Below are 11,196 nucleotides of genomic sequence, written 5' to 3' on the forward strand. Positions count from 1 at the left end.
ACTGAACTGTGGACTCAAGATATCGGCTCTGTCTGCCACAGTCCGCTTTTGCTACCCAGAGAATAGCTCACAGTTCATGGTCATCCAGTGTTCCCTGTCTTTGTGGCTCTTGAAAGCCCTTGCAAGAATAGGTCGCTCTCGGGTACTATAGCTAGCACGCAGCGGCCCTGGGCGAGAAACCCCGCCGTTTACCATGAGGCGATTTACTGGTAGTCTCGGAAAATGCCCCGGAGCTTGACCCCGAGGCTATGTCACGTGTCGTTCGTTGCTGGCTCTTCGAGCATAGTGAGGGAGGATTCGGAGGAGCGGGTCGACGTAGCGAAGAGGCGATCCTCGGCGACGATGACGGGTACGGACGGGACCTCTGTCGAGGTCCACTGAACTTGGAACGTCTCTCTATCGATGGCGACCAGACCGGATTGGTAGCTGCTAATGGAACCACCGTCGATTGAACCGAACTGTGGGATGAATATCGTGTCCGAACTCACGGCCGGACGCCCCCAGCCGTAGCTGACGAATGGAGTTTCATTGTAGAAGTCAAAGTCGTCCGGGACGGTGGGCCGTAGCACGGCTGCGCGTGTCTCCTGTCGGTCGCCAGTTGCCAAGTCCCGTTTGTAGAGTGTCGCTCCACCCTCCTGAATGACTCTCGGAAAGAGCGAAGCGGCTGTCCCGATGATGACCGACCCGTCGGCGATCGCGGGCTGGCCGAAACTGTTCGTCCCCTCAAACCCCGGTTCGCCGCTCGGCCCGAGTTCGGAGCGCCAGCGTTCGGTGCCGTCTCCAATAGCCAGCGCGGTGACGCTGTCTCCAGACACGACGACGACCGTCTCGGAAGCGGCCGCGAGGCCTTGGACAGGCGGACTGTTGACGGCCCACTGAACTGTGTCGTCGGTGATGGAGATGGCACGGACCCCATCCTCAACTGCGTAGACCAGCGTCCCGTCCGTGACCGCGAATTCGTCGACTGGCTGCTCCACAGTGTGTCGCCACTCGACCTCACGAGAGTCGAGCGAGATTGCATAGAAGGACCGTTGCTGCCCAGCTCGGACCAAACCGAATATCGTCCCGTCGACGAGAACCGGGGGTGAGACCCCTACGGACTCACCTTCGACGAGTGGATCAGTTTCCCAGTGACGCGTGCCATCCGAGGCGTCGAAGGCTTGAATTGTCACGTTCTGTTCGCCGTCGTTCTGATTGGTCACGGCCGAATAGATCTCCTCGGGGCCAATGGCGGGCGTCGTGTACCGGCAGTTTGGTGGACTACGCGCCCAAGTCTGGCTGCCGTCGTCTACGTCGAGTGCACGGAGCGACGCGCCGCCGATGTAAGCCCTGCCCTCGGCGATAGTTGGAAATTCACGAGTGGGAATTGACGTCGTCCAGCGCTCGCTGACGCCCGTTTGCGGGCCGCTAGTACCTGGATTGTAGTATGTCCGACCGGCGTCGTGACCAATCGTCGGCCACGCGTCGGCGGGAAGTGTTGTAGTCGCGTTGCGGCACGTTGGTTGAGCGGCCGCGACCTCACCCGACAGCAACGGGAGGGCGGCGCCTGCGCTCGCGACACTCGTCAAGATATTTCGGCGGCTCGTCTCTTTCGGCATCGTATCACCCGCTACTGATAGCAGTCGTTTTATTATCGCTTTAATAAGGGATTGTTCCACTATGTTCCAAGAGCAGCCTGATAAATATCGTTGCTTAGGAGCCAACACTAGTGATCTACAATCTTCTCTCGGAGACGCTTCGTCACACCCGTTGTGAACCAGGAATTGAGAGTGGTCGCTCCGTTCGTGTTACAAACACTCACGCCACTCCTGTAAGAATGGGGTCGCTTCTAAGTACTGCAGCTACGAACAGTAAGGAGTTAGAGACAGCCCTAACTGGATCAGCCAGTCGGAACAGATTTTGGATCACCGCGTGTCGAACGCGTCAATCACATCGCTTGTCGAGTAGGTCTCGACCAGCGCCTGTTCATCGAAATCAGCGTCATCGCTCCAAATGGCTGCATCGCTGGCGAGTGCACACGCAAGATAGAGCACATCGTCTGGGTCGGTGTCGCCGAGTTCCGCTTCTGCCCTCTCGATAGCCGGATAGAACTCGTCGGCTGGAACGACCTCGATGTACTGGAATAAGAGCTCGAGGAACTGTGTGACTCGATTCGGTTCCATCCCGGACTTCTCGACGATCAGGTCTTCGTAGGTCTCGATTTCATCATGGACGAACGCAGGCGTCAGGAGGTCCGGATTGAGCGTGACGATGAGTTCTCGGGTTTTCGAATCCGCGAGGAGCGCGGAGATAACGACGTTAACATCGATGACTAGCTTCATTCGTCGAGTTTACGCTGATTCTTCGTCGACACGCTGGCGTCCACGCTCGTTGATCTTCTCGGCGAGTTCCTGCACGTCGTTCTCGGTGAGTTCGCTTTGGCCAGCGAGTTCGTCCATCACTTCGAGTGCCTCGATTTTCTCTTGGATGGCCTGTCGCGTGACTTCACTCCAGTTGATCTCTGGGTGGTTCTCCATTCGCGCTTTGAGGTCGTCGTCCACATTGACTGTAATACTGGGCATACAGTAATCTATGTTAGCACAGAATACTGTGTCTTTCGGTGTGCCTCTTTGGTTAGCTCCGATTGTTTCTGCCTGCACGGTCGATTTGTTCAGTCACCGTACGGGAGCCGGCAGATCGCATGACTCCGATTCTGCTGAAAGGTTCGCCACACCCGTTGTGAACAGGAGTTCGGGGCTGGTCGCTCCGTTCGTCTTACGATCACTCACGCCACTCCTGCAGAGAAGAGGTCGCTCCCGGGTACTTGCAGCTATCAAGCAGCCACGGCAGCGGCGACAGGGCACGTGTCACTGCATCCAATAATCCTACTCATGGGCTCCGAGTGTTGTGTTCAAATAGGTACACGATAGTGGTTAGAATATAACACAAGCACTAATACTTGCTCCACGCACAAGCTGACAATGGATGTGACTGATAGCGAGGTGATCCAGTTACTGCTGGATGACACTAATCGGACCATCGTTGCTCAGCTCAATGAGTCCGCTCGCGAGCTTACGGTCGATGAACTTGCAGAACGCATTGTCGGTGAAAATGTTCTTGCGCTGCATGCCACAGAATACGAGAACCGGTTCGAAGAAACCGTTATCTCACTACATCATAGCCGTCTCCCGCGGCTTGCTGAAGCCGGATTGATTGAGTACGATGCTGCCGACAATATCGTTAGCTATGGGGACTATACGACCCTTGAGCCGAACTGGGAGGAGATCGGTGCTATCGATGAGCTCCTCTCGCGGTTCCGAACTGAGAGCCCCGCTGACACGGAAAGTATTGGCGTCCTCGAGGGGCGAGATGCAGTCTATAAGTATGGCCGTGAGTTATCTGATCGCGCCGACGACGAGCTCTTTCTCATCTACACCTCCGATGAGCTGCTCCACGAGGAGTGTCTTCCCCACGCGAAGGCTGCCATCGACCGCGGTGTCACCTTCGCTGCTGGCGCAAAAAGTGAAGGGATACGCCAGTTCTTCCGCGAATCGCTTCCGGAGGCGACAGTGTGGGATCCACAGCTTGATTGGATGAACAATCCGGATGACCTCCCGAAAATTAGCCGGTTAATCTTCGCGGATCGCGATACGGTTCTCGTCGGGCTCTGGAAGGAAGCAGACGGCGATAACTCGAAAGAAGAGATCGCGATGATCGGCGAGGGCGCGCGGAATCCATTGGTCGTCCTCGTCCGGGAACTACTCGGGCCGCGACTGGATCACCTCGACTATCAAAGTGAGACCTTCATGACGGACCTGCCATTCGACCCATGACTGCCAACAAGGAGAAAGACGACACTGCGGACAGCACTGTGACGGAAGCAACCCAGAGCCTGAGCTACGATATCGGCGAGACCGAGCCGCCGAGTATCGCTGTTGTGAAGGCGGTCGCTGCGGTGACTGGTAAGGACGTGCGCGACCTTGCGCCGCTCTATGAGGTGATCAATCCAGATCATCTCGATGGGATATTCGACGATCTGGATGGGGCAGCACATTCCCACGCAGAAGTCTCCCTGCAGTTCAACGGATGTGCGGTGACTGTGACTACGGAGTCGGTCCACGTTCGGCGGTGTGAGTGACAGTCGGGGCTGGTTTATGAGCCTGCGTTTGGACCGAGTGGCCGGGCCTACTCTCTCTTCCCGAGGTGAGCGATGAGAAGACAGACATGGTCAGCCAACTCTGCAGGCCTCAAACAGTCGCGCGTCATTCAATGGCACGACAGTATCGTCCTTGCTGATTTGGGTTAGCTGGCATGTTCCCGGTACTGGACAGATAATAGTATCGGCTAGCACGTCTTCTAACCAAGATATAGTAGCACTCTTTTTGTCTTAGGGTAGAATATCGTCTCCCAACCAAAATGGTAGATGACTCGCTCCCTGATACGGCCCCCGGCAGGTAACTTCTTTTAGGTTGGCAACGCTGTCAAGGATACCGTTATGGTGCCGGGGCATCGGGGGCAGGTGACGCTGGACTTCCACGCAGATAATCCCGGCCGGTGGCTGTTCCATTGCCACAATCTGTACCATCTTGATGCGGGCATGGCACGGATCGTGAAATACGTCGAGTGACCTCGTCGAAATCCCACCCGAGATCGTTCCCGCTGTCGCTCATCTAGTCTCGGTCCTATCTCATCAGAAAGGAGTAGGCGCTACCCTGGCGACTTTGAGCCGGATGAACGATTCTATTCCTGAGAGACGTTTAGATTGTTCCATACACGTTCTCGAACGTTCTCCTGTGTGAGTTCACACCCATCGCGATAACTCCCGAGCGGTTCTACGAGTAATTGAGGCGAAGCACAATGACCAACTTCACTATTGGCCGCTGGCTGCTCGTGGCGCTCGTGATCGTCGCTCTCGCGTTCGTCCCGGGCTTGGTCAGCGCACACGACAGCGCAACGACTGCAACCGACGCATCCCCAGACAATGGGACTGCCGATGACTGGGCGACCTGGATGGACGGCCACATGACCGACCACATGGGTCCCGGTAGCGTCGAGTGGATAGAGTCCCACACGGGTATGCCCGTTAACGAGATAGCTCAGGATATGGCTGAGGACGACCACAACGGCAGGATGGACGGGCAGGGCCACTGCTGACGGCCCCTGACCGTTCTCATCGCTTCGATAGCACATCGCGACTCACAAACTCACGATCATGACGCAATTCACGACTACTCTCGGACGCACTACTCGTCGACTCACGATACTCGTGGTCCCGTTACTGGTCGCGGCGACGGGTACGGCTGCGGCCTACGGTGCCGGGAGTTCCGGCGGCGGCATGATGGGCAGCGACTGGGGACTCGTCGGCGGCGCGATGGGTCTCTGGGGGCTCTTCTGGATGGGGTTGCTGCTCGTCCCGTTGTACCTCCTCGTCGCCCTCGGACGGCGTCGAGAAGATGGAACTCGCGAACGGCCGCTGTCCATTCTTCGAGAGCGCTACGCGCGTGGTGACCTCTCCGAGGACGAATTTGAACGGCGGCGTGAACAACTAGAACGTACCGAGTGACACCCCCCACGGTAAATACCGGTATGTCCCCGCCAAGGGGAATCTAATCTGGCAGGTTTCAGTCCGAATAGGACAGTGAGAAATTGGAGCGCTAGATGTGCGACCGGCGAAATGCGTTTTTGACTCGTGCCCGTAGCACAGGTATGTCTGCGACCGTCGAGTTCCCCGATATTGATGAGACCTGTGCGTACTGCGGGTCGCGCATCTTCGACCACGATCCGCTCTGTGTGCGGGACTGTACTGACGATTGTGGGTCGCCAACGTACTTCTGTAACTACGCGTGTCTATCGACCTACGTGGACGAAAACAAGCTGACGACCGGTGATGCGTGCGAGTGGTCGCCCGACGATCCCGACTGCTGTTAAGTGAGATCACCTCAGTAAAGACACGAAGCAACATATCGGCCGTCCTCCAAGTCAGAGGACCATCACTGGAGCTGTACTGACAGCCAACTAACTTTATGCACGTAGTCGACGAACATTTCTAGTGAGTGCCACTATGTCGACAGAGCGTACCTCCGACAGCTTGCTCCGCATCGTCCTGATCGTTCTCGCGGTAATCGTCCTGTTTCCACTGTTGATGATGGTGTTCGCGATGCCGATGATGGGGATGATGGGCTGGTGGTGGGGCGGTGGCATAGCCGGCGGTCTCTCACCGCTGTGGGGTATCGGGATGATGCTTGTCTGGCTCGTCATCCTCGTCGGCATTGGCTACCTCCTCTACCGAGGTCTTGTCGGCCGCGTCGGCTCGTCGATGGCCAACGAGAGAGCACTTGAAGAACTCCGCGTGGCGTACGCTCGGGGTGATCTGTCTGAGGAAGAGTTTGAGAAACGCCGTGCGAACCTCAGCCGCGAGAAATCATAGTAGTCTGCGACCATTGTGGGAAGCATCTCTGTTGGTCGCCTAAAGCAATCCAAGGATAAAGCCGATGCCCATAATGACAAGAACAGCAGCGGAGAATACGGGAAGGTACGGCGTGTACCGTTCCACTTTCGCCTCGTAGCTCTGATAGCCAGCGATCAAGAGCATCGTCAAGCCGACGATACCAATGATGACGGTAATTGCATACACACTCATCAGTTCCAGACAGTGGTTCGACCCGGCACACATCGCGATTATCTCGAATTCCTCTTCGTGAGCGAATCCAAGAACGAAGGCGAACCACGCGATACCGAACAGACCTCGATCAGCAGCGTCGTCAAGATTACCGTGGGAATGTGAGTGTCCACCGACGAATGGGATGAATCCCTCCAGTCGGGAGCCTCCTCCACCGTCACCATGAGTATGATCAGCACCGTTATTGTGCGAATGGCCATTATCGTGGTCGTGGGGATGGGGTGGATCGTGACCTTGGCCGCTGTCGTTACTGGGCTGCCCGTGTGAGTGGCCATGGAAATACTCGCGAATCCCGAGCGCGATGAGTAAGACACCGGCGACGAGACTAACTGGCCCGCCAATCTGGACGCCGCCGAGTACCATGATCGGCTCGTTGACCTGTGTGAGATTGAAGTATTCTTTCGCGTAGAAGAACACGCCGACCATCGCAATGCTGCTAATAAGGTGGCCGACACCGAGGATGAAACTCGCAGCGAACCCGTACACCCACTTGTTGGCCTGATCGAGTGCATACGATGCCGCGACTGGCCACCCGTGCCCTGGTTCGATACCGTGTACCGCACCGAGGAGTAGCCCGACCGCCTCATTGTGTAACATCTCTCTGGAGAAAATTCAGTCGAGAACGCGAATAACGGTTGTTAATACCAGAACTGGGTTCAATCATACTGTGACCTCTGCAGTAGTGGCGCCAAGACAGCAGATATGCGAACAAATTGCAATACCCTGGGAGATATCGCCACAGCATTCGATTGCGTATTGTCGCTTTTCCGCAGATAGGAGGCCATTCTCCCTGCGAAGGGTAGTGTCCTACCGACGATTAACTTTGTCCGCTTCGGACAATGCAAGCCAAAAGAAGACCCCATTTCGGCACTATTCATAGCTATGTCCGAGCAAGCCTTGATAGCATTAGTGAGCTCGCCATTACCCCAGTGGGCGCTCCAGTGGGCGCACCAGATTGAGCAGACGCTCGCGCCTGCTCGGGACGTTATCAAGCCGATCCTGTCGAGCTGGTGGACGCTGGGCATTTGGTTTACAATCAATCTCATCTCGCTGGGCGTGCTGTGGTGGGACTTCGAGAAATACAACCAGAACATCCCATCGCTCATGAAGTTCGTCTGGTCGCTCGTCATCGCCTACTCCGGGCTGTTCGGCCTCGGCGTGTACTGGTTGACGGGCCGAACACAACTCGATAGTGACTCACTGTGGAAGCAGGGCTTCCGCTCGACATCGCACTGTTACTCAGGATGTGGCGTAGGCGAGGTGATCGGCATCACTGCCGCGACTATCATCCTCAGTGTCTCAACGCTCTGGTTGGTCGCGCTGACATTCACGCTCGCGTTCGTTGGCGGATTCGCGCTGACCGTCGGCCCACTGATGCAGGAGGGTGTCGGCTTCAGAGAAGCGATGTGGGATGCCATCTGGAGCGAGACGCCTAGCATCACCATCATGGAAATCGTCGCCATTGGCACCGACCTGCTGTTAGCCGGTGAGGCGGGCTGGACAACGCCGCTGTTCTGGACGGCCCTACTGTTCTCGCTGACCATCGGGTTCTTCGCCGCCTACCCCGTCAACGTCGCGCTCATTGCCGCCGGCGTGAAAGAAGGAATGGGCAACCCTGCCGAAATGGATGGGAGTCCGAACGGGGCCAACAGTCGACAGGCACATAGCACTGACTGAAACTGAAACCACCTACTTTTCAGAGGTATCGACATGCCCGGAGAGTGGTTCGGGTGGCCATCTATGCTGCCCACCGCTGTTGCGTGTCTGCGGTCTCTCTACCGGATAGAAGAACCGATAGTAGTGTATTCCGGTAGTGTAGCTAACTGGGTAACAGCCGAGCATCTGAACCAGCAGTAGCAAGCAGATTGGTTAATTCGATTCTGCCCAATCAATCGTCTGCAATGTCGCTTACAGAAACCGTTTCCGAGATCGACCACCTGAGCGAGGAACAGCGCGACTGTATTGAGAACTGCAACGCAGCAGCGCAAGTCTGTGAGTGGTGCGCTGACGAGTGCCTCGGGAGCGAGGACATGGAAGAGTGTGCCCGACTGTGCCGCGACGTCGCCGACATCACGTCGCTGCACGCTCGATTCATGGCCCGCGACTCCGATTACAGTAGTCAGCTTGCCGAGGCCTGTGCTGATGCCTGTGAGGACTGCGCCGACGAATGTGAAAGCCACGACGCCGACCACTGCCAGACTTGTGCCGACGTCCTTCGCGACTGCGCTGAAACCTGTCGCAACATGGCCTGAGAGGGATTATCTTCAAAGCGTGGAGCCGAGGGCGGCACTTGAACGGCGTTGTTGACTACTGCCCGCTACTCAGCAACTTTTTTGGAGAAAGTGTCTGGCTGAGCGAATTTGCAATGGGGTGGGGCCCAGTAGTTACCATCTGAATCGTCTCCTCGCGACAGAGAGACAACCTGTACTGAGCGGCTCTTAGAAGGGTCGTTACACCATTGTGAATCAGAATTCGGGACCGATCGCTCTGTTCGTGGTATGGCCACTCACTCCACGGCTGAAAAATGGGGATCGCTCCCGGTTCCCGCAGCTACCATATAGGAGCGTCAACGGCGTGACACATTTCACCACGTTCCTCAAAATTGGTTCATAGCGCCTCTCGAAGCCAGTCGAGAGCTCGCTCGCGTTCTTTTATCTCGAAATATCGCATCTTGTCAGGGGCAACCGGCCAGATCGGTCGAATTGCCCGCCACCAGTCGAAGAGAAGTTTTGCCCATGTCGAATCGCCGACTGCAGCGTATCGGCCGATATTGAAATGGGAGCCATACTGAAGATCCGGAATCAGCCCGTGCAAATGGGTGAGAAAGATCGAAAATGTCCAGCCTGGCACTTCTTCGTAGACGTGGATACGTCCATGCTGTTCGGTTTTGGCGGCGAGAAGTGAGTACAATTCTTCGTATCCGTTCCGGGTACCCTGGTGCACACGGATTGCAACGAGGTTTTTGTCTGTCTCATCCAGTACCTCGTACATTCGAGTGGAAGCAGTGTCGGTCATCGTTAGTGGGCGTGTTTCGTGCTACCGGCAGGGTCGGAGTCAAGGTCGCTGCCGTCGACGAGTTCGACGGTTGCATGGTCGATCCCTCTGTTAGTGAGGTGGTTGTGGATTCGCGACCGAATCGCCCGTTGCTCTTCGAGTGTGGTCGCCGTATTGGTCAGTCGCACAGTCGCAACGGTGAGTTGACTACAGACCTGCCAGATGTGCAGATCATCAACCCGAGCGACACCATCGAGTGCCAGCAATTCATTTTGGAGTTCCTCGGGCGACAGAGGGCTCCGTTCCAGCAGGATAGCGGTACTCTCTCGGAGGACGTTCCCAGCCGACGCAAGCACTAGGAGTCCGATGAGTACGGCTGCAACCGGGTCTGCGACGTGAAGGTCGAAGACTGCGATGGCAACTGTCGAGACGATTACCGCGACCGACCCACCGGCGTCACCGAGCAGATGGTAGAACGCTCCTCGTTCATTGAGACTCATTTCGTCGCCCTGTAACACGTATACAGAGCCGATATTAACTAGTAAGCCACCCGTGGCAATGATAAGCGTCAACCATGGCTCGATTGTCACGGGTTCGAGGAAGCGCTGGTAGGACTCCCAGAGGATGTACCCAACCATCGGCAACAGTAACACACCGTTCAGAAAGGCCGCAACCGGTTCTAGTCGATGCAGGCCATACGACCACGACTTACCGCCTTCGAACCGTTCGGCGGTGTAACTCGCGCCGAACGCCATCGCGTATGCGAGCATGTCGAAGAGCATGTGGAGTGCGTCGCTGATGAGCGCCACCGAGCCAAACAGGAGCCCACCAGCCAGTTCAACGACGAAGCCAACGAAGTTGATGACGGCGACGAGCGCTAACCGTCGCGTACTTCTCCCGGTTGTCTCAGCCGCTACATCGCTGGGTTCGTCATCCTCGTGTGTATGAAGGGACATCGTACTCTGGCGAAATCAATTAGCCATGGCTCGAATCCTTGGCCTCGTTGGGAGTGGGAGTAATTCGTGATAGCCGCATCGCGTTCCCGGTTACAGCCGTCGTCATTCCGGCATCCCCTGCGAGGACAGCCAGCCAGATGGGCACGTAGCCAAAGGGAACAGCGAGAGCCAGCCCGGCTTTTACCACAAGACTGGCCCAGATGTTCTGGCGGATGACGCCATTGGCGTCGTTCGCGAGTTCGTAGAGGTACGGGAGCTTCGCGAGATCGTCGCCCATCAGAGCGATGTCGGCGGTCTCCAGCGCCGTGTCCGTCCCAGCTGCGCCCATTGCCACGCCAACTGTGGCTGTAGCGAGGGCGGGCGCGTCGTTAATACCGTCTCCGACCATCGCCACGCCGTCGTACTCGTCGACGAGTCCGTCGATGGCGTCAACCTTCTCCTCGGGAAGGAGTTCGGCGCGATAGTCGTCGACGCCGACCTGCTCGGCGATAGCTCGTGCGGTCCGCTCGTTGTCGCCCGTAAGCATGACCGTCCGCTCCACGCCGAGCGCCTTCAGGCGGCTTACCGCGTGCTTGGCCTCAGGCCGGA

Annotated in this window: 15 protein-coding genes and 1 pseudogene; 9 read left to right on the top strand and 7 right to left on the bottom strand. The window is 56.9% G+C overall.

Annotated elements, in window-relative coordinates; all coding sequences use genetic code 11:
• Window positions 1-251 precede the first annotated feature (251 nt).
• The 3 genes from EGH23_RS24120 to EGH23_RS24130 all read right to left on the bottom strand — a co-directional run bounded on the left by EGH23_RS24120 (window position 252) and on the right by EGH23_RS24130 (window position 2,561).
• Window positions 252-1,568 carry an outer membrane protein assembly factor BamB family protein gene (locus EGH23_RS24120; RefSeq protein WP_220582537.1) on the bottom strand — a complete coding sequence of 439 codons (1,317 nt, stop codon included), beginning with the start codon at window positions 1,566-1,568 and terminating at the stop codon, window positions 252-254.
• A 336-nt stretch (window positions 1,569-1,904) separates the two neighbouring features.
• Window positions 1,905-2,321, bottom strand: a complete 417-nt coding sequence (locus EGH23_RS24125) for a PIN domain-containing protein (protein WP_220582538.1) — start codon at window positions 2,319-2,321, stop codon at window positions 1,905-1,907.
• Between the two features lie 9 nt (window positions 2,322-2,330).
• Window positions 2,331-2,561 (bottom strand): hypothetical protein, encoded by a 231-nt coding sequence (locus EGH23_RS24130; RefSeq protein ID WP_220582539.1) that lies wholly within the window; start codon window positions 2,559-2,561, stop codon window positions 2,331-2,333.
• 399 nt (window positions 2,562-2,960) lie between these two features.
• On the opposite strand from EGH23_RS24130, the gene EGH23_RS24135 reads away from it, so the two are divergent.
• The 7 genes and pseudogenes from EGH23_RS24135 to EGH23_RS24165 all read left to right on the top strand — a co-directional run bounded on the left by EGH23_RS24135 (window position 2,961) and on the right by EGH23_RS24165 (window position 6,406).
• On the top strand, window positions 2,961-3,812 hold the full coding sequence (locus EGH23_RS24135) for a DUF7344 domain-containing protein (protein WP_220582540.1): 852 nt from the start codon (window positions 2,961-2,963) through the stop codon (window positions 3,810-3,812).
• Window positions 3,809-4,117: a HalOD1 output domain-containing protein gene (locus EGH23_RS24140; protein ID WP_220582541.1), complete on the top strand. Its 309-nt coding sequence runs from the start codon at window positions 3,809-3,811 to the stop codon at window positions 4,115-4,117. The genes EGH23_RS24135 and EGH23_RS24140 overlap by 4 nt, the downstream gene beginning before the upstream one ends.
• A 330-nt stretch (window positions 4,118-4,447) precedes the next feature.
• Window positions 4,448-4,606: pseudogene (locus EGH23_RS24145) on the top strand (multicopper oxidase domain-containing protein); the annotation flags it as partial.
• A 230-nt stretch (window positions 4,607-4,836) separates the two neighbouring features.
• Window positions 4,837-5,133 carry a hypothetical protein gene (locus tag EGH23_RS24150; protein ID WP_220582542.1) on the top strand — a complete coding sequence of 99 codons (297 nt, stop codon included), beginning with the start codon at window positions 4,837-4,839 and terminating at the stop codon, window positions 5,131-5,133.
• Between the two features lie 58 nt (window positions 5,134-5,191).
• The gene (locus tag EGH23_RS24155; RefSeq protein ID WP_220582543.1) at window positions 5,192-5,542 is read left to right on the top strand and encodes an SHOCT domain-containing protein; all 351 of its coding nucleotides are present in this window, start codon (window positions 5,192-5,194) and stop codon (window positions 5,540-5,542) included.
• 143 nt (window positions 5,543-5,685) lie between these two features.
• Window positions 5,686-5,907 carry a hypothetical protein gene (locus EGH23_RS24160; RefSeq protein WP_220582544.1) on the top strand — a complete coding sequence of 74 codons (222 nt, stop codon included), beginning with the start codon at window positions 5,686-5,688 and terminating at the stop codon, window positions 5,905-5,907.
• Between the two features lie 133 nt (window positions 5,908-6,040).
• A complete protein-coding gene (locus EGH23_RS24165) occupies window positions 6,041-6,406 on the top strand; it encodes an SHOCT domain-containing protein (protein ID WP_220582545.1) in 366 nt (121 codons plus the stop codon).
• A 39-nt stretch (window positions 6,407-6,445) separates the two neighbouring features.
• Here EGH23_RS24165 and EGH23_RS24170 read toward each other — a convergent pair whose 3' ends face one another.
• Entirely contained in the window at window positions 6,446-7,255 is an 810-nt protein-coding gene (locus tag EGH23_RS24170; RefSeq protein ID WP_220582546.1) for a hypothetical protein, read from the bottom strand.
• 312 nt (window positions 7,256-7,567) lie between these two features.
• Between EGH23_RS24170 and EGH23_RS24175 the strand changes: the two genes are divergently transcribed.
• Window positions 7,568-8,335 (top strand): DUF4396 domain-containing protein, encoded by a 768-nt coding sequence (locus EGH23_RS24175; protein WP_328767021.1) that lies wholly within the window; start codon window positions 7,568-7,570, stop codon window positions 8,333-8,335.
• A gap of 224 nt (window positions 8,336-8,559) precedes the next feature.
• Window positions 8,560-8,910 carry a four-helix bundle copper-binding protein gene (locus EGH23_RS24180; protein WP_220582548.1) on the top strand — a complete coding sequence of 117 codons (351 nt, stop codon included), beginning with the start codon at window positions 8,560-8,562 and terminating at the stop codon, window positions 8,908-8,910.
• 355 nt (window positions 8,911-9,265) lie between these two features.
• Here the strand turns inward: EGH23_RS24180 and EGH23_RS24185 are convergent, their stop codons facing one another.
• From EGH23_RS24185 to EGH23_RS24195, 3 genes are all read right to left on the bottom strand, one after another.
• Window positions 9,266-9,649: a SpoIIAA family protein gene (locus EGH23_RS24185; RefSeq protein WP_220582549.1), complete on the bottom strand. Its 384-nt coding sequence runs from the start codon at window positions 9,647-9,649 to the stop codon at window positions 9,266-9,268.
• 26 nt (window positions 9,650-9,675) lie between these two features.
• The gene (locus EGH23_RS24190; RefSeq protein ID WP_220582550.1) at window positions 9,676-10,608 is read right to left on the bottom strand and encodes a cation diffusion facilitator family transporter; all 933 of its coding nucleotides are present in this window, start codon (window positions 10,606-10,608) and stop codon (window positions 9,676-9,678) included.
• 19 nt (window positions 10,609-10,627) lie between these two features.
• The coding region (locus EGH23_RS24195; protein ID WP_220582551.1) for an HAD-IC family P-type ATPase at window positions 10,628-11,196 on the bottom strand (569 nt) is incomplete at its 5' end.

Source organism: Haloarcula nitratireducens (assembly GCF_019599505.1).